The organism is Paenibacillus sp. S25 (assembly GCF_019454085.1).
GTDB lineage: Bacteria > Bacillota > Bacilli > Paenibacillales > Paenibacillaceae > Paenibacillus > Paenibacillus polymyxa_B.
In genome coordinates this window covers 4,472,813-4,495,305 of the sequence record NZ_CP073683.1, presented here as the reverse complement: position 1 = coordinate 4,495,305, position 22,493 = coordinate 4,472,813, and the positions used below count along the sequence as shown (strand labels likewise).

Below are 22,493 nucleotides of genomic sequence, written 5' to 3'. Positions count from 1 at the left end.
TTATGAAAAGGAGTCATGAGTGCGGCGCATTGACCCATGCGCATATCGGAGAAACAGTTACATTGAACGGTTGGGTACAAACCCGTCGTGATTTGGGGGGCGTGCTTTTTATTGACCTGCGCGACCGTAGCGGAATTGTACAAATCGTGTTTAATCCGGCATATTCCGGTGACGCACTGCAAATTGCGGATCGTGTTCGTAGTGAATATGTGCTTGAAGTTACCGGTACTATTGTTAAGCGTGATGCAGAAACGATTAACCCGAACCTGCCTACAGGTGAAATTGAAGTGCGTGTCACTGAAATCGAAGTATTGAATGCGTCCAAAACACCTCCGTTCTTCATTGAAAATGGTGTAGAAGTGGACGAGTCTCTGCGTTTGAAATACCGTTATTTGGACCTGCGTCGTCCGGAAATGTACCAGACGTTGAAACTGCGCTCCAAAGCAGCAAAAATATTCCGTGACTTCCTGGACGGAGAAGAGTTCGTCGAGGTGGAAACACCAATTTTGACGAAAAGCTCCCCAGAGGGCGCACGTGATTATCTGGTACCTAGCCGGGTGCATGAAGGTGAGTTTTTCGCCTTGCCACAATCGCCACAACTGTACAAGCAATTGCTGATGGTGGGTGGCCTGGAGCGCTACTACCAAATTGCACGTTGTTTCCGTGATGAAGATTTGCGTGCTGACCGTCAGCCTGAATTTACGCAGGTCGACATCGAGACCTCCTTCATGCAACAGGATGACTTGCTGCCAATGATGGAGCGTCTTATGGTGAAATTGTTCAAAGAAACCGTTGGGGTAGAACTGGAAACACCGTTCCAACGGATTACACATGCCGATGCGATGGACAAATACGGCTCGGACAAACCAGACCTGCGTTTTGGCATGGAGTTGATTAAAGTCAATGATATCGTGGCAACTAGTGGTGTAAAAGTATTCGCTTCCGTAATTGAAAAGGGTGGCGAAGTAAAAGTCCTCAATGCCAAAGGATGTGGCACTTGGAGTCGTAAGGACATTGATGACCTGGGTCCTTATGCTGCACGCTATGGAGCTAAAGGCTTGGCTTGGATTCAAGTGAAGGAAGGCGAATTCAAGGGGCCTATCGTTAAATTCTTCACACCGGAAGAAATCGAAGCATTGAAGGAGCGCACAGGAGCCGAGGAAGGCGATCTGTTACTCTTCTCTGCGGATAATAAAAAGGTAGTTGCTGATGTATTGGGCGCACTTCGTTTGAAAATTGGCCGTCATTTAGGTCTCATCGACGATAACAAATTTAAATTTGCTTGGGTTGTAGACTTCCCGCTTCTCGGCTATGACGAAGAACAAAAACGTTATGTGGCGGAACACCATCCGTTCACTCGTCCGAAGGACGAAGACCTTGGCCTCTTGGATACCGATCCAGGTCAAGTTCGTGCTCAAGCTTATGACATCGTACTGAACGGCTACGAAGTGGGCGGCGGCTCGATGCGGATTTACAAACGTGATGTTCAGGAAAAAATGTTCAAAGCTCTCAACCTGGCGCCGGAAGAAGTTACTGATAAATTCGGCTATCTGTTGGATGCGTTCGAATATGGTACGCCTCCACATGGTGGTATTGCCTTCGGTTTTGACCGCCTTGTGATGTTGCTTGCAGGTCGTACAAACCTGCGCGAAACGATTGCATTCCCGAAAACAGCTAGTGCGACAGACCTGCTTATGGATGCACCAGCCAAAGTAGATCAAGCTCAATTGGAACAGCTTCATATCCGTATTGCTCCAAAGCCTGTTGCTCCTAAAGCTTAAGACGTTTGCAAGTGCCATCCATTGGCATGTGATTAGCTTATAGAATGCCATGAACCCGTTACCCTCATATGGATAATGGGTTCGTGGTTTGTATGCTGGGAGTTCAAGCGTAGAGTTTAAATCAGTGAGGGAGGATATACCATATTGTTGCATCAATTTTCACGAACGGAACTGGCTATCGGAACTGAAGGTCTAGAGGTTATGAAAAATAGCACGGTGGCCGTGCTGGGTATCGGCGGTGTCGGTTCGATTGCAGTGGAAGCACTGGCGCGCACGGGTGTTGGACGTATCATTCTGATTGATAAAGATGTTGTAGATATCACCAATATTAATCGCCAGATACATGCGTTGACAACGACGGTAGGCCAAAAAAAGGCTGATCTGATGGTAGAGCGTGTGAAGCTGATTAATCCTGAATGTGAAGCGATTGCACTCAACATGTTTTATACGGAAGAAACATATGAGGAGCTGTTCAAGTACGAACTGGATTATGTGCTGGATGCTTCGGATACGATTATTTACAAAATTCATTTGATTAAGGAATGCCTGAAACGGGGGATTCCGATGATCTCCAGTATGGGGGCTGCGAACAAAATGGATCCGAGTCGTTTTCAAGTTGCGGATATTTCCCAGACGAGAATGGACCCGATTGCCCGTGTCATCCGCACCAAGTTGCGCAAGGAAGGTATTACCAAAGGCGTCAAGGTTGTATTCTCTGATGAAGAACCAATGAAGCCACGTGAAGAAATTACAAAAAAAATTGTACCTGCAAACGCACCTGAAATCCGGAAGGCTAAGCAGCCGCCTGCAAGCAATGCATTTGTACCTCCGGTAGCAGGACTGATCATGGTTAGTGTAGCCGTGAAGGATTTGTTAGAACATGCTGGTGTGTAAGTTGCAAAAATAGCATGGCAGTGCATTCGTTACATCAGTATGTATTCACTTTAAGACCTGTAGTTCTGTGCATCACATCCTTTGTGTCACAGTTGCTACAGCTCTTTTTTGTTTTGAAAAAGCGCAGCTTACTGCAAACAGATTGAACAACTTGCTGGAGGGTTTTGGTATGAAGGATGGACTGTGGTCCAGAAGTCTCGGTTTCAAGCCCGAGCATCATTGGAAAAAGGAATTAGCCGCTGGGGCCATTTCTTATTTTTCCGTTGTATACATTGTTATGGTTAATGCAACTATTTTGGCAGATGCCGGGATTCCCCTCCAAGGGGCGATGCTAGGGACACTGCTGACATCAATGATTGGCTGCCTGCTTATGGCTTTTGGTGGGAAATCTCCAATGGTCGTTGTACCAGGGATGGGGATTAATGCCTTTTTCACTTATACGCTCGTACATTCTATGAAGCTGAGTTGGCAGGAAGCGTTAATGGTGGTTGCCATCACAGGGATCTTATTCGCCATTGTGGCCTTTACATCATTATACAAGCTGATTAGCCAAGCGATTCCCCATAATTTGCAGCACGGAATTACGGTAGGCATTGGGTTGTTTTTAACCTTTATCGGATTGCAAAAAAGCGGCATCGTGATTGCTCATCAGACGACTTTTGTGGCTATTGGCCATTTTAATGATCCCAAGGTAATTACGGCTTGTGTAACGTTACTGCTCGCTATTGTATTGTTTGTGCGTAACGTTCAGGGAGGTTTACTAATTAGCATTTTGGCGGGAACTGGGCTTGCTTATATACTGGGAGCTGTAGAGCCTACAAGCACGGTACGAACCTCTGAAACGGTGCGACAGTATGGGCAATTGTTTGGAGAGCTTTCCTTTTCAGGCATTGTCTCGGTAGCTTTTTGGATCGCTGTCTTTTTGCTCCTACTCATTGTACTATTCGAGAATATTGGTATGATTACTGCACAAACCAACATGATCGGAAGACCGGATTTATTTAAAAACAGCTTGCGTGTGTTGGCTGTAACCAATATCTTTGCCGGTATTTTGGGCAGCAGTCCGGCGGTAGCCGCTGCGGAATCGACGGCTGGTATTGCAGCGGGGGGACGCTCGGGAATGACACCGCTGGTAACTGCTATTTTATTCGGGGCGACGTTTTTCTTTATTCCACTGTTGGCTTATATTCCTGACAGTGCCATTGCGCCCGTGTTGATCATCATTGGGGGTCTAATGGTGCAAAATGTGCGAGAGATGGATTTCAGTGATTTTACTGAAGCGTTTCCTGCATTTCTGATCATGGTGATGATGCCCTTTACTTACAGTATTGTAGACGGGATGGCTTTTGGTTTTATTGCATACCCCGTAGCCAAGCTGGCAGCAGGACGGGGCAAGGAAGTGCCTGTCGCATTATATATCATTTCTGTACTGTTTGTGGCTAACTTTGTACTTCATTCTCTGGTGTAGTAAACTCGAAGATAGATTGTACTGTTCATACCCGCGCAGAGCGCGGGTGTTGTTGTTTGAACAAGAATGGTCAGACAGGAAGCGAGGTTGATGGTATATGGAAAAAGAACATCATATACACCAAGATGAGCAGGAGGACCGGATGAAGGAAAAGCCAGGTAAAAGACCCGATAAGGCTGGCATGGGGCGGTTTATCAAATTGATTGCGAGTGCGCATCCGCCCAAGGCCATTCTGATCATCGCCCTGATTCTGACCCTGATTCAGACCATTGCTGGTTTAATCGTACCCATGATGACTAAAGGGTTGATTGATGGCTTAACCTTTTCTTCATTAAACCGTATGGTCATTGTTGGTCTGCTTGGGGCTTTTGTGCTTCAAGCGGTGGCTTCGGCGGTTTCTATCTATATGTTGAACTATGCCGGGCATAAGATTGTGGCTAATTTGCGCAAACGCTTATGGCATAAAATCTTATCTCTACCTATCCCTTACTTTGATCGAAATCGGTCAGGAGATACGATGAGTCGTGTCACTAATGATACAAGCCTGATTATGAACTTAATTACGGAGTATCTAGTCAATCTGATTTCTAATGTGATTGCAATTATCGGTGGTATTGCATTGTTGTTTTATCTGGATTGGGTGATGACGCTCATTATTATGGCAATTGTTCCGCTAACAGCCCTGATTTTATTTCCGGTAGGCAGAAAAATGTACCGTATCTCCAAAAAACAGCAGGATGAGATGGCAGATCTGACCTCGGTGTTGAGTCAGGTTATCGGCGAAATCAGACTGGTGAAGGCCTACGGAACCGAAAGCAGAGAGGCTCAGGCCGGTGAGGATCGTATTTACCGGATGTTCCGCTTCGGTTTGCAAGAGTCACGCATCCTGGCTCTTGTAGGTCCCATTTCTACCTTCTTGTTGACTGCAGTGCTGGTCATTATATTGGGTGTTGGTGGTGTTCGTGTCGCATCGGGTGTGCTGACCGCCGGGGATTTGGTGGCTTTTATTTTGCTACTGTTTCAGGTGATTACACCGATGGCACAATTCACGACCCTGTATTCACGTCTACAAAAGGTGGTTGGGGCTACTGAACGGATTCAGACTATTTTAGATCATGAAGAGGAACCGCTCGAGTTGAAGCAGGAAGCGGCAAAAGAGAGCAGAGATATTATACTTCGTGATGTTGCCTTTTCTTATACCGAAGGTGAAGAGGTCCTTCATAATGCGAACTTGGTCATTCCGGCTAACCGGACGACAGCATTCGTGGGTCCGAGCGGGAGTGGGAAGTCCACCTTGTTTTCATTGTTGGAACGCTTTTATGTGCCAGATACAGGGGAAATTCGTTATGGAGACGAACCGATATCGTCATATACACTTTCCTCCTGGCGCTCCAAAATTGGTTATGTATCGCAGGAAAGCTCAATGATGACCGGAACGGTCAGAGATAACATTACATATGGCTTGGGACGCGAAGCTGACTTGGAAGAAGTGAGACGAGCAGCCACGATGGCGTATGCGGATACATTTATTATGGATCTACCTCAAGGCTACAATACTGAGGTGGGAGAACGGGGAATGAAGCTGTCCGGAGGGCAGCGTCAGCGGATCGCTATTGCGCGTGCGCTTCTTCGTAGCCCTGACATTCTCATGCTGGATGAGGCTACATCTAGTCTGGACAGCTCATCTGAGCATGAGGTACAGAAGGCCCTAGCGAACTTGATGGAAGGACGCACGACGATTGTCATTGCTCATCGTTTGTCTACGGTGGTTCACTCCGATCAGATTATCGTGTTGGACAAGGGCAAGGTGACCGGTGCAGGAACTCATACTGAGTTATTAGAGTCCCATCAGGTGTACCGTGAGCTGGCTCAAAAGCAGTTTGTGGAGATGGGGGAGAGGAGTATGGAGCATTAGAGGCCGCTGCGCGGGTGATTTGATCCTCCGATCGCTCCGCTTCTTCGGATTCAAATCACCCGCTCCATTGGTGCCGAAAAGCTTCATACTTTTGTGAAAGAGTAGGGAAATAGGTGTATTAGGAAATAAGGTTGGATTTTTATGGTTAAATGTGTTACGCTTACTTTCCTTTTTTTGTGTCGGAGCAAGTGAATGCGATGCAGAAATCGAGACTTGATATTCTTAGGAGGTAACTGAAATGGAGAATGAGTTTCAAAGTGCCTATCAAGAAGAACAGCATAGGCTGTCGCTTGCTATGGAGGAAATTGATCGGAGATTGGAACGGCTTCGCAATACGCCGGTGTACACCGGGCATGATTTTACGGAGCAAGTGCTGGAATCGGCACGGGAGGAAAAACGCCAGGCTTTGGCCAAAAGCTCGCAGGAGCCTTATTTTGGTCGTATGGATTTTGACGAGCGTGGCAGAGGGCAGCGGAAGCCACTTTATATCGGTAAAATTGGAGTGGAGCGTGAAGAAACGTCAGCGTATCCGCTGGTGATTGATTGGCGTGCACCGATTGCCAGCTTGTTTTATTCGTTTACAGGTGGTGAAGAAACCGCGTCCTACGAAGCTCCTGAGGGAACCATTGAGGGCTTGGTCTATCTGAAGCGTAATGTTGTCATTCGGAAAAAAATCCTGGAACGGGTAGCCGATACATATAATCGTGAAAGCGACGAGCCTGCCGTTTCCGATGAGTTTCTCGTTTATCGTTTGGGAGAAAACAAGGATAACCGTTTACGGGATATCGTATCTACCATTCAGGCGGAGCAGGATCAGATCATCCGCGCGGCTAAAAATACAGCCCTCGTTATTCAGGGGGTAGCGGGTAGTGGCAAGACGACAGTAGCGCTGCATCGTCTCGCATTTTTGCTGTATCAATACAAGGATCAGGTATCAGCGGACAAAATGGTAATTTTCGCACCAAACCATATGTTCCTTGACTATATTTCAGATGTACTTCCAGAGCTGGGGGTCGGGAATATTCAGCAAAGTACATTTGCAGACTGGGCACTGGACTTATTGGGTTTGGATTTACCTTTGGCTGATCCTGCCGAAACATTATCTTATTGGTTTGAGAGTGACAGTCTGAGAAAGGAATCCATGGATGAGGCGCCGGGAAGATTCAAGGGCTCGGTTCACTTTATGGAGTTGCTTCAAGCTTTTGTTGAACGACTGGAGCCCATCTCTGTGCCCGAGGGGGATTTTTCACCATGGGATGGAGCGGTGCTGCCACAAGCTGAGATTTTGAATTGGTTTAATGAGGAATATAAGCCTTATCCGCTCGCGAAGCGGAAGGAGCGTGTGCTGGCAAGAGTCCACCGCTGGATTGAAATGGAACTGAAAAAGTCGCCTTCAGCGGCAGCGCTCAAGGAACGCAAGAAAAAGGCAGGGACACGGGAAAAGGCATATGCTAAAAAATGGCCACAATATGACGCACTGACGCTCTATAAGCAGCTTTTTCAGGCAGCTAAAGGGTTACCCGCAGATACGGCTGCGGAGATGAAGTCTTCTCTGCCAACTGCTATTTTTAAGACCACACAGTCGGACCTGCGAAAACAGATTATCCGTGAAGAAGATCTGACTGCGTTAGTGTATCTTCACGTGCTGATTCATGAGGTAGAGTCATCTCAACGTTTTGACCATGTGGTCATTGATGAAGCGCAGGATTTTTCACCTTTTCATATCGCATTGCTGGATTTGTTCGTGAAAGGGCATTCCTTCACTATACTGGGCGATTTATCGCAGGGCATTCATGAATACCGTGGCGTACATGCGTGGGAGGAAATGAGTTCTCTTTTTGAGCCGGAACATACAGGGTATTTTGCACTTACGCGGAGCTATAGATCAACCTTGGAAATTATAGAATTTGCAAACACGATTTTGGAGCAGGGAGTTCGCGGCGGTATTACGGCAGTTCCGGTATTTCGTAGTGGCGATCCGGTGCGCACTATGTCTTACGATTCATCGGTGCGTGAGCAGAGTTTGCTCACCGCTCTAAAAGAGCTGTCCTCCAAGGAGTATCGTACTGTTTCTGTGCTGACCCGTACCTTAAAAGAGGCTGTGGAGCTACATGAGGTTTTCACAAGCGCGGGGTTGGATGTGAATTTGATTGACGGTGGTAAAAAGCAATATGAAGGCGGTTTGTCGGTACTGCCTGTGTACCTATCCAAAGGTCTGGAGTTCGATGCAGTTATTGTGGCGGATGCCGACCATGAGCATTATGGGGAACGGGCATGGGATGCCAAGCTGCTGTATGTAGGATGTACTCGTGCGCTGCATGAGCTGTGGCTATTGCATGATGGCTCACTTCCTAGTTACGTACAGGCACAGACGGAGTAAGCAGGAAAAGCGTTGTAAAGCATCGCCTGAGTTGTTGTATTCCTTTTTGTTTACTGTTTATCTTAGTGATGGAAATTAGGAAGTCATGTTAGTCGAAGAACAGCCACGAAATTCATCTTTCGTCTAAGGCTGTTCTTTCTTTTTTGTGGGCGACTGACTTGGAGATCTACAGCCGTGCCATGACCATGCTATCTGCAACTTGTTAACGGATATGGTAGAATAAGAGGCGGTTTACACTGTATCAGGATTATAGATGACTTGAATTTTCATGATTTTCAACCGTATGAGCGAACATAATATAGTAGGTTTTCAAAGAAAAAGAGAAAGTGTTCGTTCATAAACCATAAGGAAGTGAATGAAATGGACTTATTTTCATATTCCCAAGAGTCAACGCCAAGCAATCGGTTGCTTGCGGATCGCTTGCGTCCGACTTCGCTGGATGAATATATTGGACAGGAGCATGTTGTGGGTCCAGGTAAGCTGCTGCGAAGAGCTATAGAGGCAGATCAGGTCTCTTCTATTTTGTTGTACGGACCACCGGGGTGCGGCAAAACAACGCTGGCACATATCATCTCGCAACACACGCAAGGCGATTTTGTACGTCTGAATGCTGTAGAAGCATCTGTGAAAGACGTAAGAGAAGTCATTGACCGTGCACAGACGAATAAATCGATGTATGGCAAAAAAACTATTTTGTTTCTCGACGAGGTACATCGTTTTAACAGTTCACGTCAGGATGCACTATTGCCTGCGGTGGAAAAGGGCACGATCGTGTTTATTGGTGCCACGACTGAAAATCCCTTTCACTACGTCAACGGCGCTTTAATGAGCCGTTCTACGCTGTTCCAGCTTGAAGCGCTAACGCAGGAGCATTCGCTGGCTGCTATGCGCCGCGCCTTGAGTGATGCGGACAAAGGGCTCGGCTACATGCAGCTTCAGGTCGATGAAGCTGCACTGGCTCACATAGCGTCCATGGCGAACGGTGATATCCGCCGCGCTTTGAACGCGCTGGAACTGGCGGCGCTCACGACGCCTCCACTGGCAGACGGCACGATTCACGTGACACTGGAAGTCGCGGAGGAATCCATCCGCCGCCCGATTGTCAAAGCAGATGAATCCACACAGTATGACGTGCTGTCGGCCTTTCACAAAAGCATACGCGGCTCCAGCGACGCCGCGCTGTTCTGGTTCCTATACGCCGTAGAAAAGCTCGGCATGGACCCGATGACCTTTATCCGCCGCCTCATCGCGGCGAGCAGTGAGGACATTGGCCTAGCGAACCCGCAGGCAATGGTGCAAGCGGTTAGTGCGCTTGAAGCTTATCGCAATAACGGCTGGCCCGAGGCCAAGCTGAACATTGCACAGGCCATTTTGTTCGCCGTGGAAAGCCCCAAATCGAATGCCGTATATACGGCGATTTCACGGGCCATGTCGGCTATGGACGATATCAAATCAGCCGAGGTGCCACTCCATTTGCGTGACGCACACTACAAAGGCTCGGAAAAGCTCGGGCATGTTGGCTATCAATATCCACATAATTATCCGAATCACTATGTGAAGCAGCAATATTTGCCCGATTCGATAGCAGACCAAACCTTCTACCAGGCTACTGAGCAGGGGAATGAGTCAAAAATCAGGCAAAACCAGCGTTGGCGGGATTCACAGTCTTAATATATGTGTGACTTAATATACAGAGTGTGTAACGATATCGTCACGTTACACCATGATCGTGCAAGAGCGAAGAAGGGGATAAAAAGATGAAAGACGTGTTATTCGTTGCCGCGGGCGGAGCGCTTGGAACCTCTACCCGTTATAGCCTGCAATCGCTGCTGCCTGCGGCGGGTGCGGATTTTCCACTTGGTGTGCTGCTAATCAATTGGATCGGCTGCCTGTTTCTTGGTTGGTTCTTTACGGTAACCTTGCGATCATGGCGGATCAAACCGCGATTGCGACTTGCCATCGGAACAGGCTTTACAGGGGGCTTTACCACTTTTTCCACTTTTGCAGTAGATGCTGTACGTCTTACGGTTCATGATCGTATGCTGACGGCTGTGTTGTACCTGCTGCTTAGCGTAGGCGGAGGGCTGTTTTTGACATGGACAGGTATCCGCCTAGGTACAAAAATGACGCAGGCTGATCCCAAGGAGGAACGCTTATGATCTGGTGGGCGGCAGCAGGCGGGATTATGGGTACACTGGCGAGATACGGGCTTGGCATGTGGGCAGGAAAGAGGTTCGGTACCGTATTCCCGTGGGGGACGTGGATCATTAACATCAGTGGTTCATTGCTGCTAGGCTGGCTATATGGCGAGTTTACGCAACACCATCTGTCTCCTGCACTCTGGATGCTGCTAGGAACCGGTTTTTGTGGCGGTTACACCACCTTTTCCACATTCGGCTATGAATCTCTTCAACTGATGGAGCGTAAAGAATACCGACGCATGGCTACGTATGTACTGTCCTCTGTCGTGGTAGGAGTTGTAGCTGCGGCTATCGGGTACAGAGTCAGTTAAGCTTTATACATTTTCGAGATAACACGTAAAAATGCAATAAAAAGCTTCCAATCCCGACTCAAGGCATTCTCAGCCGTGATAAGGTTTTGGAAGCTTAGTGCTGTACCTATACAACTATTTTTTATCTCGTTCTTTGTACAATTCAGGTAAAAGGGATTCAAGTTCAGGTCTTGGATCAGGATCAGACAACTTCATTTCCTCCAGTGTTTGGACGGCAATCCGTAGCACGGTATAATCCCTATACCAACGGTTGTCTGAAGGAACGACATACCAAGGTGCTTGTTTGGTTGCACTTAGCTCTAGTACATCCTCATAATACTGGGTATACTGCTTCCAAAATTTGCGTTCCTGCAAATCACTCGGATCGAGTTTCCAGTTTTTGTGAGGCTTTTCAATCCGATCGATCAGCTTTTCTAACTGAAATTGCTTTGAAATATGTAAAAAGATTTTAACCACCTTTACACCATTATCCAGCAACAACTGTTCAAAATGCTTGATATGCTTAATATTCCGTTTGGCCTGCTTATCGGATATCTGTCCGTGAACACGTGTAATCAGCACATCCTCATAATAAGAACGGTTAAATGCTGCAATATATCCACGTCCTGGGGTAACGCTATGAGCACGCCACAAGAAATCATGACTTAATTCCTCAGCCGTAGGTGATTTAAAGCTGTGGACAGTTACCCCCGCAGGGTTAAGATTGGAAAATACCTGCTTGATGACGCCGTCTTTGCCGCTGCAATCCATACCCTGAAATACAAACAAAACGGATTGTTTTTTCTCTGTAAATAATTTGCTTTGTAATTCCGTGAAGCGTTCCTTCAATTGATCTGTTTCCTGTCGGATTTCTTCTTTATTTTGGATATTCTTCGTATCCTTGGGGTCCCATTCTTTCAAAGAAACTTTTTTACCCGGTGTCAGCATTCCTAATGAATCAGACATAAAGGCACGCTCCTTTTCAATTGAAGTATGATCTTGTCTACATCATATACCCAAATGAGGATGTTATCAAAAGTTCCTTATGTATTAATGATCTTTCTAGTTAATTCAAGAGACGTGCATAAACCATGGAAAATTTTTGCAAGAAATGTTTGTCCAGCATGACAGACATCATAAAGAGCAGATTATGAATTCTTTACAAGCCATTAAATAAAAACATCTTTCATAAAAAAAGTCGTCCCTCCCAAATCTGGAGAGACGACTTTTTTTAAGTCCTGCTATATCAATGAAGAATGGTCACTCATTTAAACCGTTTCAGGCTGAAGTTTTTCAACCTTATCAATGGTTCCGCCACCCAGACAGCGTTCCCCGTCGTAAAATACAACAGCTTGTCCAGGTGTAATGGCCTTCTGATGTACATCGAATATGACATGCACGGTTCCATCCGCAAGCCATTGTAAAGTTACTTGCTGATCAGGTTGGCGATAACGGAACTTGGCTGTGCAACGGAATTCGCCGGTCGGACGAGTATCTGCGCCTTCAATCCAGTTCACGTCCGTTGCAATCAGGCTGGTAGAATACAGGCTGTGGTGACGATCACCTTGTACCACATACAGAATATTCTTCTCCAGATCCTTATCCGCTACGAACCACGGTTCACCTGAACCTGAGCCGCCAATGCCCAAGCCTTGTCGTTGACCCAGTGTATAGTACATCAGACCATCGTGGCGTCCTTTGACTTCACCAGTAGCGATATCCACCATATCTCCACCTTTTGCAGGCAGATATCCACTCAGAAACTCCTTGAAATTACGCTCGCCGATAAAGCATACGCCTGTACTGTCTTTCTTCTTGGCCGTATACAGTCCTGCAGCTTCCGCAATTTTACGCACTTCTGGTTTCGGCAGATGACCGATAGGGAACATGGCTCGGGACAACTGTGTTTGGCTTAATGCATTCAGGAAATAAGTCTGATCCTTGTTGCTATCCACACCTCGCAGCAAAGTAAAGTGGCCGTCTTCTTCCACAACCCGTGCATAATGTCCAGTAGCAACATAATCTGCTCCTAAATCCAGCGCTTTATTTAGAAACTCGCCGAATTTAATTTCACGGTTACACATGACATCCGGGTTGGGTGTGCGTCCAGCTTTATATTCATCAAGAAAATAGGAGAATACTTTATCGAAGTATTCTTTCTCAAAATTGACGGTATAGTAAGGAATGTCGATCTGTTCACAGACACGGCGCACATCCTCCGCATCCTCCTCAGCCGTACAACGGCCAAATTCATCCGTGTCATCCCAGTTTTTCATGAAGATGCCGATTACGTCATAGCCCTGCTCCTTCAGCAGCAGCGCGGTAACGGATGAGTCGACGCCACCGGACATCCCGACGACGACACGGGTTTCATGATTGGCTTTAGCCATGGTCATCACCCAATTCTTTCAATATTGTTGTAGAACCCACCTATTGTAACATAAACGATAATAAGATACGATGTTTGGACGATCAAACGACACGGCGAATGATGGAAGAAAGCTATATAAAATGGGCTAAAGCTGTTCCAAATCGCCCGAAAGCAACTTTTTTTAAGATTGTTACCGTAATGTTTCCCTTTACCTGCCCTAATATGTTAACATAAGCTGAGGGTTAGGATCGGAATAGAGAGGTTTACAACACCAGTTATTCCGCGTGTTTAACGGAATTGTTACTATAAGTGAGGTGGCACAATTGAAAATATCAACGAAGGGCCGTTACGGCCTGACCATTATGATGGAGCTTGCAGCCAGGTTTGGCGAAGGTCCAACTTCTTTGAAAAGTATTGCCGAAAAAAATCAGCTGTCAGAGCATTACCTGGAACAGCTCATCGCGCCTTTGCGTAATGCAGGTTTGGTAAAAAGTATCCGTGGTGCTTACGGCGGTTATATTTTGGCGAATGAACCGGCAGGAGTGACAGCGGGAGACATCATTCGTGTACTGGAAGGTCCGATTTCTCCGGTCGATTTCACGGAAGAAGACGATCCGGCAAAACGTCAGCTGTGGCTGCGAATTCGTGACAGCATCGCTGAAGTGTTGGATTCTACTACACTTAAGGACTTGATCACATACCAAGAACATGATGAATTGGACAATTACATGTTCTACATTTGAGGTGGATTAACATGAACAGAATTTATCTGGATCATGCCGCATCGACTCCTATGCATCCTGAGGTTGCGCAGACTATGATGGACATCATGACCGGCCAATTCGGCAACGCTTCGAGCGTTCATGCCTTTGGCCGCGATGCCAAGCGCACCGTCAGCGCTGCTCGGGATGCCGTTGCGGCCTCTTTGGGCTGCAAGCCTGAAGAAATTATATTTACGAGCGGAGGGACAGAAAGCGATAATCTGGCCCTGTTTGGGACGGCTATGGCAGACGGCCGTACTTCCGGGCATATGATTACAACCGCGGTTGAACATCACGCAGTGCTTCATGCTTGTGATGAGCTGGAAAAAGCGGGGTATGAGGTAACTTATGTCCCGGTCAACGATTTTGGACGCGTGAACCCTGCGGATATCGAGGCTGCCATTCGTCCGGACACTTTTTTGATCAGTATGATGTATGCCAACAATGAGGTGGGCGTCATTCAGCCAATTTCAGAAGTAGGGCAGATTGCGAGAGAACATGGCATTGTATTCCATGTAGATGCGGTTCAAGCTTTCGGTCATATATCCATCGACTGCCGGAATCTCCCGATTGACTTACTGAGTGTGTCGGGCCATAAGATTAACGGACCGCAAGGAGTGGGTGCATTATATATTCGCCAAGGTACACGCATTCAGCCGCTAATGCATGGGGGACTTCAGGAAAAGAAACGCCGTGCCGGAACAGAAAACATCGCCGGTATTGCGGGTCTGGCTAAAGCCGCAACTCTTGCTAATGCTTCTATTGAGGAGCATGGGGCGCACGATATGGTTCTTCGTCAAACGTTGCTTAAAGGGTTGGAAGACACTCTGGGTAGCCAAAATTTTGTAATTAACGGTGATCCTGATCATTCTTTACCTAATGTCCTCAATATTAGCTTTCCGGACATTGGTACTGAGACCATGCTGATGAACCTTGACATGGAAGGAATCGCAGCAGCAAGCGGATCAGCCTGTACTTCCGGATCTCTAGAGCTATCGCATGTATTGCAGGCGATGGATCTCCCTGAAGATGTTTTACATTCAGCGATTCGGTTTAGCTTCGGTTTGGGTAATACTACGGAAGAAATGGAATACACGGCCAAGAAAATTGAAACCATATGGAAGCGGCTGCGTACTAGGTACTAGGGATTTCTCCGCATTTTAATAAGAAGGGAGGGGCGGTTTTCCATTTCATTGCATGAACGGAAGCAAGGTCTGACAGGCATGTAGGAAAAGGACCGCACCTTCGTTCGGATTGCAGAATGAGGAGGTACCCTATATATGAAGCTTCAAGATATGATCGGACTTGCCGTTTTCGATGTGGAGGACGGGAAGCAGATTGGTAAAATACATGACTTTATGGTGACAGCTGATTGGCGAATCACAGGGATTGAGTTGGAAGGAAAAGGGCTTTTTTCTTCTCACGTGAAAATGATTGCTTGGGATGACATCGTTGCTTACGGTGAGGATGCGATCATGATTCGCAATCAGCAGGCTGTCCGTAAAACGGAGGCCCATGATATACAACATACGTACTTGCTTGGACCCGGTAAACTGAAGGATCTATCCGTGCTAACAGAGGAAGGGCTTATGCTCGGGCACATCTCGGATGTTTATTTTGACCAGGAAATGGGCAATAACATAATAGGCTTGGAAATCAGCGATGGTTTTGTATCGGATATTATAGAAGGGCGGAAATGGCTGCCCTGCACCGAAGATATGTCCATCGGGGAAAATGCTGTTATGGTTCCCCCGCTAAGCGAGCAGCGTCTGGAAAAAGCCATATATTCTGTTAATGGATAGGGTGAGTTTATTGAGATGTCCGAATTGTAATTCCAAAGATATCGGCAAAATCGGCTCCCATCAATTTTATTGCTGGGGATGCTTTATCGAACTTCAGGTGAATGGTGAAAAAATGTCTGTCTACCAAGTGGAAGAGGATGGAACGCTCAGTTCGCTGGACGACCTATTCTTTGGAGATGAGATGGCACAACAGGACTTGCCGCAAATTCACGCTTCTTCCTAGGCTTGACTCCAAAAGTGGACAGGCTGCTTACTAAGAGGTGTGATCTACATACGGCTTAGTAGGTTGGATAATGCTTGATAAAAACAACGAAGAGGGTGCCCCGAACGGCCATATTGGCTGGGGCACCCTCTTTTGTATACCGTTTTTGTGAAGATGATTAGTTCTACAATTTAAAGCGTTTGACCTCTTCCAATAAAAGATCTGCATGAGAATCGAGTTTGGCAGAAAGGTCGGCAATATTGTTCATGGCATGACCTTGTTCTTGCACAGAGGAAGCTACTTCCTCTGTAGATGCTGCACTTTGTTCAGAAACAGCGACAACGCTGGAAATGACATCGGAAATATGTCCAGCATTCACACGGAGATGATCTGTGGCGGCGGTAACGTCCTCAATTTGGGCAAGCATATGCTGAGAAGCCCCACGAATGGATTCAAACGCCTGTCTCGTTGCAATGGCAGCATGCTCCTGTTCTACGGTTACAGCAAGAGCCTTCTTCATTTCCTCCGCGCTTTGTACTCCTGCAATTTTAATTTCTTCCAGCTTACTCATGATACTGTCACTGGAACTGCCCGCTTGCTCAGCCAACTTTCTCACTTCTCCCGCGACGACGGCAAAACCTCGTCCGTGTTCTCCGGCCCGTGCTGCTTCGATGGATGCATTGAGGGCCAGCAGGTTTGTTTGTGCGGCGATATCGTGGATGGCCCCGGCCAGCCGCTCAATATCCTGAGTTTTCATCGCCAGTGAATCTACGGCTTCTCCTGCCGCAGTTGTCGTTTGTCTGGACTCGGCGGCCAGTTTCGCTTGACGTTCTGCTGTTTCATACCCTGCAAGCACGGCAGAATCTGTTTCAAATACGGCAGTTTGGGTCCGTTTAACACTTTCGCCAATTTGGTCGATGGAGCCTGTCATGTGAGTCAGCTTCTCAGAGCCGGAAAATACAGCCTCAGCTTGATCGCTCGCTCCTTGGGCAAGCTCCTGAACTGCACTGGAGATTTGTGACGCGATGGTTCCAGTATCCTTAGCGTGCTGATGCATATCATGGGAAGCTGAACTGACATCTCCCGCCGTATCTGATACCTTGCGCAACAGGTGAGTGAGATTATCAGACATGATATTAAAATCTGTCCCCAGGCTGGCAATTTCATCTTTACCCTTAACATCCACACGAGCGGTCATATCGCCTTCAGCTATACGTTTGACATTCGCTTGGAGTCTGCGAATCGGCTTAATAAAGTTGTTTGCCGCCCAGATTGCCAGTAGCATAGCGACGACCAAGATGATAGCAACCGTAATAATCAACATATTACGAGTGGAGTAATACTCCTGAAAAGCAATATCTTTGGAAATAGACAACCCTACAATCCAGCCTGTGCTAGGCATCTTTTTAAAATAAAGCTGATGGTCACTACCATTATAGCTATAGTCTGTTTCTCCCGAAGCTGCGCTCAGCAGGGCCGCGGTTGATGAACCCAACTCGGGATTGTCCTTGAGGTTTTTGCCAGCCAGCTTGTTGTCTGGGTGCGCGATCACGGCTCCATTTTGGTCAATCAAAAATGCGTAGCCCAATCCGTTCAAGTCTATGCTTTTAATTATTTTTGTCATATCGTTGAGCATTATATCCTCGCTGACCACACCAGTGACGGAGCCATTCGAATTTTTGAGAGGCTTCGCAATAGAAATGGTGAAATTCGTACTATTTGCATCAATGTACGGGGACGAGTAATACATTTCTCCCTTGGTTTTGGCATCCTTGTACCACGGTCGAGCGCGAGGATCATAACCTGCTTCAAACCAGCCAGATCCATCCCAGTAGGTTCCATCTTCAAAGCCTGCGTAAATATTGGAAATGTTTTGATCTTTATAGTTTTGAAAAGCTGCTTTCAGAGATACGGCTTTGGCATCTGATGAGATATCGCTGGATTCCAGACCTGCAGCCAATGTTTCAATAATTTTGGCATTACCACCTATCCATCCGTCGAGCTGATTGACGGTTTCGGAGGTTTTGCTGTTCATAAGCTCTTGGATATCATGGTTGGCCTGATTTTTAACGCTTGTCATGCTAATGATCGACAATGGCCCAGCTGCAACGATAACAATGCAAGTGAAAAGGAGAATAAGCTTGATTTTTAAGTTCATGTAACGACCCCCGATGTTTCAGAAATGTGAAAGCTTAAAGTAGTGCTTTGTACTTATATCGTCAGATGGAATGACTTTGTTAATTGTTTTCATCCGTTTTCATCATTTTTTTACAATGGTAATCTATGGGGCATTCCAGCCTCGCGGGAAGGATTAAAGTAGAGGTACAGGCATATACTTAAAGGAGGCTAGTCCAGTAAGGGGGCACGAAATGGAGCAATTAACGAAAAGTAGACTGTTCCGGTACGGAATATGGACGCTGCTGGGACTTGTCATTCTATATTTTATCTGGCTGCTACGACCTTTGTTTTTGCATTTGTATGAATTTCTGAAAACAATCATTGCTCCGTTTGCGGTAGCGATGATCATCTCCTATGTACTTAATCCCGTTGTCAGTATGCTGGGCGGTCGCAAGGTGCCTCGAAGTGTGGCTGTGCTGCTCATCTATGCTGTATTTTTAGCCAGTCTCGTTGTGATTCTGATGAACCTGATTCCGATGTTCATAGAACAACTGGATGAGCTGAATGAGCATCTGCCTGAGCTGACCATGCATGCACAAGGATTAATGACGAATATGGATAGCGGCATTTTGCCCCAAGGGGTGCGAACGGGTATGAATCAATGGTTTTTTCAACTAGAGAATCGGATGGCAACAGGGATTTCTACCTTTATGGATAACATCGGTGGGATGATCAACATGCTGTTCAATGTATTCATTGTTCCGTTCCTCATTTTTTATATTTTGAAGGATTTTGATGTGTTCGAGCGGACGATTGTGTCTTACCTCCCGCGTTCTCGTCGCAAGGCGATTGTAACGGTACTTAAGGAAATTGATCAGGCGCTTGGCAACTATGTCAGGGGACAATTACTGGTATGCGTCATTATTGGAGTGATGGCTTATCTCGGATATATGTTAATTGGCATGCCTTATGCGCTGTTGCTGGCAGGAGTGGTTGCGGTTTTTAACATCGTTCCGTATTTGGGCCCCTTTTTGGGAGCCGCTCCGGCAGTAGTCATGGCTTCTACGGTCTCCTTAAAAATGGTACTTTTGGTCGTGGTCGTTAACACCTGTATTCAAGTGTTGGAGAGCAATGTAATTTCTCCCCAGGTGGTGGGACGAACGTTGCATCTGCATCCGATAGCCATTATTTTCGCTCTGTTAGTGGGTGGGGAAATTGCGGGAATTACCGGCTTGATTTTAGCGGTTCCCGTGATGGCAGTTTTAAAGGTAGGACTTCAGCATTTTTTTGCTTATTACGTGAAGCGGAAAACAATCTGATTTTGTCCATACACCGTATGTATCTTGTCTGAAATCGCGTTGACACGGCTAAATGACACGGATATACTGAGTTGAGTATGTTTAAATGTGTTTATCCAGTAGGGAAAGCTCATTTCCAAGTGCGGGCTGAACCCGCCGGGATGCTCCCGTTACCAGTGAAAACAAGGCGATCGATCGTCCGTTAAGCAAATGTTGGTGTGCAGCTTGCGCATGGGCATTTCGTACAGAGGGGACGGCGTTAACCAGGGTGGTACCGCGATACAATCGTCCCTGATCCGTTCAGGGGCGTTTTTCTGTTTTTTATGGCCTGTGCCAGGAACCAGTGACACCATAATTAGGAGGCTACTTATATGAAAGCTAGTGAAATCCGCTCCAAATGGCTGGAGTTTTTTGAAAGCAAGGGACATGTGATTGAACCAAGCGCGCCGCTTGTTCCACATAAAGATCCTTCCCTGCTGTGGATTAATGCGGGTATGGCACCGCTTAAGCCTTATTTTGACGGACGTGTGAAGCCAGAGAATCCACGTATTGCCAATTCGCAAAAATGTATCCGGACGAACGACATTGAGAATGTCGGTAAAACGCGCCGCCATCACACCTTTTTCGAAATGCTCGGCAACTTTTCCATTGGTGACTATTTTAAGGAAGAAGTCATTACATGGGCATGGGAGTTTCTGACGGATCCAAAATGGATTGGTTTTGATCCGGAACGTCTGGCTGTAACTGTGTATCCTGAGGATGAGGAAGCGTACAAGCTGTGGAACGAAAAAGTTGGACTTCCTGCCGAGCGTATCATCAAACTGGAAGATAACTTCTGGGATATCGGTGAAGGGCCTTGTGGACCTTGTACGGAAATCTTTTATGATCGTGGCGAAGCCTACGGTAGCGACATGACGGACCCTGAAATGTATCCGGGGGGAGAAAATGAGCGTTATCTGGAAGTGTGGAACCTCGTATTCTCACAATTCAACCATAACAAAGACGGCAGCTATACGCCGCTTCCAAACAAAAATATTGATACAGGGGCTGGATTAGAGCGTTTTGCATCCATTTTGCAAAATGTGGATTCCAACTTTGATACGGACATCTTCCAGCCACTAATCCAAAAAACAGCGGCGATGGCAGGAGTAAAATATAACGAAAATGTGGACAGTGACGTGGCTCTCAAGGTTATAGCTGACCATGTCCGCACCGTAGCTTTTGCAATTGGTGACGGTGTGCTGCCTTCTAATGAAGGACGGGGTTACGTGATTCGCCGTTTGCTGCGCCGGGCTGTGCGCTATGGAAAAATGCTGGGCATGAACCGTCCATTTATGTTTGAGCTGGTGGAAACCGTTGGGGATGTCATGGGTGTGTATTACCCTGAGGTAGTGGACAAGCGTGATTTCATCATTAAAGTGATCAAAACGGAAGAGGAACGCTTCCATGAAACACTGACAGATGGATTGGCAATTTTGTCCGATATCAGTGCTCAGGCAAAGGCTGAAGGTCGCAATGTCATTAGCGGAGCAGATGCTTTTAAACTGTATGATACGTACGGGTTCCCATTCGATCTCACAGAGGATTATGCGGACGAGCAGGGCTTGAAAGTAGACCGTGAGGGTTTTGATGAAGCGATGCAGGAGCAACGCAAACGTGCCCGTGATGCTCATCAGGACAGCGCGAGCATGAAGATTCAGGGTGGAGCTTTGTCCGATCTGGCGGTTAAAAGTGAATTTGTTGGATATAATGACCTCGTAACTGAGTCTAAAATTGTGGCGATTGTATATGAAGATGTACTGGTGGACAGTGTTAGTGAAGGGCAGTCTTGTCAGGTCGTGCTTGATGTGACTCCTTTCTATGCCGAAAGCGGAGGGCAAGTCAGTGACCAAGGCTTGCTGCGTGGAGGTACGGTAACCGCGAAGGTCGAAGGACTGTTTAAGGCGCCACAAGGTCAGCATGTGCATCAGGTTGTTGTAGAAGCCGGTGAGTTGAACGTGGGCGATACGGTGAAAGCAGAAGTAGATCAAGCTTCCCGTGGAGAAATTGAGAAAAACCATACGGCTACACATTTGCTTCACAAAGCGCTTAAAGAAGTGCTGGGTGACCATGTCAATCAGGCGGGTTCTTTGGTTGAGCCTGGGCGTCTGCGTTTTGACTTCTCCCATTTTGGAAGCATTACACCAGAAGAGCTGGCGGATATTGAACTGCGTGTAAACCGTGCCATCTGGAGCCAACTAGACGTTAATATTGAATTGAAACCGATTGATGAAGCCAAGGCTCTCGGAGCAATGGCGCTGTTCGGTGAAAAGTATGGAGATATCGTACGGGTCGTTAAGGTAGGCGATTACAGCATTGAACTATGCGGTGGCTGTCATGTCAGCAATACTTCGCAAATTGGCTTGTTCAAGCTTGTCAGCGAGAGCGGCATTGGATCAGGTGTACGTCGTATTGAAGCGGTGACCGGGCGTTTTGGCTTTGAATATATGGAAGGTCAATTAGAGCTGTTGAAGGTGTCGGCTGGGCTTGTAAAATCCAAGCTGTCTGAGGTACCAAAGCGTATCGAATCTTTGCAGCAACAAATTAAAGACCTCAGTCGTGAAAATGAATCGCTGCAAAGCAAGCTGAGTGTTATTGAGGCGGGCCAGCTGACCGATCAGGTCGTGCAAGCAGGCGGGGTGCAGCTCTTGGCTGCACGTGTGCAGGCTTCAAGCATGGACGCGTTGCGTGCGATTGCTGATGAACTGAAAGGGAAGCTTCCGGCTGCTGTATTGGTGCTCGGCGCTGCAATGGACGACAAAGTTAATTTTGTCGTAGCAGTTCCGGCAGAGCATACCAAAGCTGGACTTCATGCAGGCAAGCTCGTGAAAGAAATTGCTGCTGTATGCGGTGGCGGTGGTGGCGGACGACCTGACATGGCGCAAGCCGGTGGTAAAGATGCCAGCAAGCTGGACGAAGCACTTCAACGTGCGCATGAACTGGTGTCGGCAGCCTCACAAGGATAAAGTTCGA

At 47.0% G+C, this 22,493-nt stretch carries 17 protein-coding genes; 14 read left to right on the top strand and 3 right to left on the bottom strand.

Going from position 1 to position 22,493, the window contains the following annotated elements:
• Positions 1–2: 2 nt before the first annotated feature.
• From aspS to crcB (KAI37_RS19540), 8 genes are all read left to right on the top strand, one after another.
• Positions 3–1,781, top strand: a complete 1,779-nt coding sequence (gene aspS, locus KAI37_RS19575) for an aspartate--tRNA ligase (protein ID WP_220030063.1) — start codon at positions 3–5, stop codon at positions 1,779–1,781.
• 144 nt (positions 1,782–1,925) lie between these two features.
• Positions 1,926–2,675: a tRNA threonylcarbamoyladenosine dehydratase gene (locus KAI37_RS19570; RefSeq protein ID WP_013311554.1), complete on the top strand. Its 750-nt coding sequence runs from the start codon at positions 1,926–1,928 to the stop codon at positions 2,673–2,675.
• A gap of 169 nt (positions 2,676–2,844) precedes the next feature.
• Entirely contained in the window at positions 2,845–4,143 is a 1,299-nt protein-coding gene (locus tag KAI37_RS19565) for an NCS2 family permease (RefSeq protein ID WP_023989918.1), read from the top strand.
• 97 nt (positions 4,144–4,240) lie between these two features.
• Positions 4,241–6,058, top strand: coding sequence for an ABC transporter ATP-binding protein (locus tag KAI37_RS19560; protein WP_071642536.1), 1,818 nt, complete (start codon positions 4,241–4,243; stop codon positions 6,056–6,058).
• 238 nt (positions 6,059–6,296) lie between these two features.
• Positions 6,297–8,438, top strand: a complete 2,142-nt coding sequence (locus KAI37_RS19555; protein ID WP_220030062.1) for a HelD family protein — start codon at positions 6,297–6,299, stop codon at positions 8,436–8,438.
• Positions 8,439–8,798: 360 nt separating this feature from the next.
• Entirely contained in the window at positions 8,799–10,109 is a 1,311-nt protein-coding gene (locus KAI37_RS19550) for a replication-associated recombination protein A (RefSeq protein ID WP_023989915.1), read from the top strand.
• 86 nt (positions 10,110–10,195) lie between these two features.
• Entirely contained in the window at positions 10,196–10,597 is a 402-nt protein-coding gene (gene crcB, locus KAI37_RS19545; protein WP_071642480.1) for a fluoride efflux transporter CrcB, read from the top strand.
• Positions 10,594–10,950 carry a fluoride efflux transporter CrcB gene (crcB, locus tag KAI37_RS19540; protein WP_071642478.1) on the top strand — a complete coding sequence of 119 codons (357 nt, stop codon included), beginning with the start codon at positions 10,594–10,596 and terminating at the stop codon, positions 10,948–10,950. The genes crcB (KAI37_RS19545) and crcB (KAI37_RS19540) overlap by 4 nt, the downstream gene beginning before the upstream one ends.
• Positions 10,951–11,064: 114 nt before the next feature.
• Here the strand turns inward: crcB (KAI37_RS19540) and KAI37_RS19535 are convergent, their stop codons facing one another.
• Positions 11,065–11,895, bottom strand: a complete 831-nt coding sequence (locus tag KAI37_RS19535; RefSeq protein ID WP_071642477.1) for a PPK2 family polyphosphate kinase — start codon at positions 11,893–11,895, stop codon at positions 11,065–11,067.
• Positions 11,896–12,197: 302 nt separating this feature from the next.
• Positions 12,198–13,319, bottom strand: coding sequence for a tRNA 2-thiouridine(34) synthase MnmA (mnmA, locus tag KAI37_RS19530; protein ID WP_220030061.1), 1,122 nt, complete (start codon positions 13,317–13,319; stop codon positions 12,198–12,200).
• Between the two features lie 304 nt (positions 13,320–13,623).
• On the opposite strand from mnmA, the gene cymR reads away from it, so the two are divergent.
• The 4 genes from cymR to KAI37_RS19510 all read left to right on the top strand — a co-directional run bounded on the left by cymR (position 13,624) and on the right by KAI37_RS19510 (position 16,086).
• On the top strand, positions 13,624–14,043 hold the full coding sequence (gene cymR / locus KAI37_RS19525; protein ID WP_013311532.1) for a cysteine metabolism transcriptional regulator CymR: 420 nt from the start codon (positions 13,624–13,626) through the stop codon (positions 14,041–14,043).
• Between the two features lie 11 nt (positions 14,044–14,054).
• Positions 14,055–15,206: a cysteine desulfurase family protein gene (locus KAI37_RS19520; protein WP_220030060.1), complete on the top strand. Its 1,152-nt coding sequence runs from the start codon at positions 14,055–14,057 to the stop codon at positions 15,204–15,206.
• Between the two features lie 135 nt (positions 15,207–15,341).
• Complete coding sequence (locus KAI37_RS19515; protein WP_220030059.1) at positions 15,342–15,863, top strand: PRC-barrel domain-containing protein; 522 nt, start codon at positions 15,342–15,344, stop codon at positions 15,861–15,863.
• Between the two features lie 10 nt (positions 15,864–15,873).
• Positions 15,874–16,086, top strand: coding sequence for a hypothetical protein (locus KAI37_RS19510; protein ID WP_013311529.1), 213 nt, complete (start codon positions 15,874–15,876; stop codon positions 16,084–16,086).
• Positions 16,087–16,249: 163 nt separating this feature from the next.
• On the opposite strand, the gene KAI37_RS19505 is transcribed toward KAI37_RS19510, so the two are convergent.
• Positions 16,250–18,223: a methyl-accepting chemotaxis protein gene (locus tag KAI37_RS19505; RefSeq protein ID WP_071642471.1), complete on the bottom strand. Its 1,974-nt coding sequence runs from the start codon at positions 18,221–18,223 to the stop codon at positions 16,250–16,252.
• A gap of 211 nt (positions 18,224–18,434) precedes the next feature.
• Here KAI37_RS19505 and KAI37_RS19500 point away from each other — a divergent pair, with 211 nt between their 5' ends.
• Together KAI37_RS19500 and alaS are read left to right on the top strand one after the other, a co-directional pair.
• A complete protein-coding gene (locus KAI37_RS19500) occupies positions 18,435–19,502 on the top strand; it encodes an AI-2E family transporter (protein WP_025723897.1) in 1,068 nt (355 codons plus the stop codon).
• A 350-nt stretch (positions 19,503–19,852) separates the two neighbouring features.
• Positions 19,853–22,486, top strand: coding sequence for an alanine--tRNA ligase (alaS, locus tag KAI37_RS19495; RefSeq protein WP_071642469.1), 2,634 nt, complete (start codon positions 19,853–19,855; stop codon positions 22,484–22,486).
• The last annotated feature ends 7 nt before the right edge of the window (positions 22,487–22,493 follow it).

Bases quoted from the DNA above. Each gene is read 5' to 3' on its own strand.
- aspS (WP_220030063.1), top strand. From the start codon at position 3: ATGAAAAGGAGTCATGAGTGCGGCGCATTGACCCATGCGCATATCGGA.
- KAI37_RS19565 (WP_023989918.1), top strand. From the start codon at position 2,845: ATGAAGGATGGACTGTGGTCCAGAAGTCTCGGTTTCAAGCCCGAGCAT.
- KAI37_RS19560 (WP_071642536.1), top strand. From the start codon at position 4,241: ATGGAAAAAGAACATCATATACACCAAGATGAGCAGGAGGACCGGATG.
- KAI37_RS19555 (WP_220030062.1), top strand. From the start codon at position 6,297: ATGGAGAATGAGTTTCAAAGTGCCTATCAAGAAGAACAGCATAGGCTG.
- KAI37_RS19550 (WP_023989915.1), top strand. From the start codon at position 8,799: ATGGACTTATTTTCATATTCCCAAGAGTCAACGCCAAGCAATCGGTTG.
- crcB (WP_071642480.1), top strand. From the start codon at position 10,196: ATGAAAGACGTGTTATTCGTTGCCGCGGGCGGAGCGCTTGGAACCTCT.
- crcB (WP_071642478.1), top strand. From the start codon at position 10,594: ATGATCTGGTGGGCGGCAGCAGGCGGGATTATGGGTACACTGGCGAGA.
- KAI37_RS19535 (WP_071642477.1), bottom strand. From the start codon at position 11,895: ATGTCTGATTCATTAGGAATGCTGACACCGGGTAAAAAAGTTTCTTTG.
- mnmA (WP_220030061.1), bottom strand. From the start codon at position 13,319: ATGGCTAAAGCCAATCATGAAACCCGTGTCGTCGTCGGGATGTCCGGT.
- KAI37_RS19520 (WP_220030060.1), top strand. From the start codon at position 14,055: ATGAACAGAATTTATCTGGATCATGCCGCATCGACTCCTATGCATCCT.
- KAI37_RS19515 (WP_220030059.1), top strand. From the start codon at position 15,342: ATGAAGCTTCAAGATATGATCGGACTTGCCGTTTTCGATGTGGAGGAC.
- KAI37_RS19505 (WP_071642471.1), bottom strand. From the start codon at position 18,223: ATGAACTTAAAAATCAAGCTTATTCTCCTTTTCACTTGCATTGTTATC.
- KAI37_RS19500 (WP_025723897.1), top strand. From the start codon at position 18,435: ATGGAGCAATTAACGAAAAGTAGACTGTTCCGGTACGGAATATGGACG.
- alaS (WP_071642469.1), top strand. From the start codon at position 19,853: ATGAAAGCTAGTGAAATCCGCTCCAAATGGCTGGAGTTTTTTGAAAGC.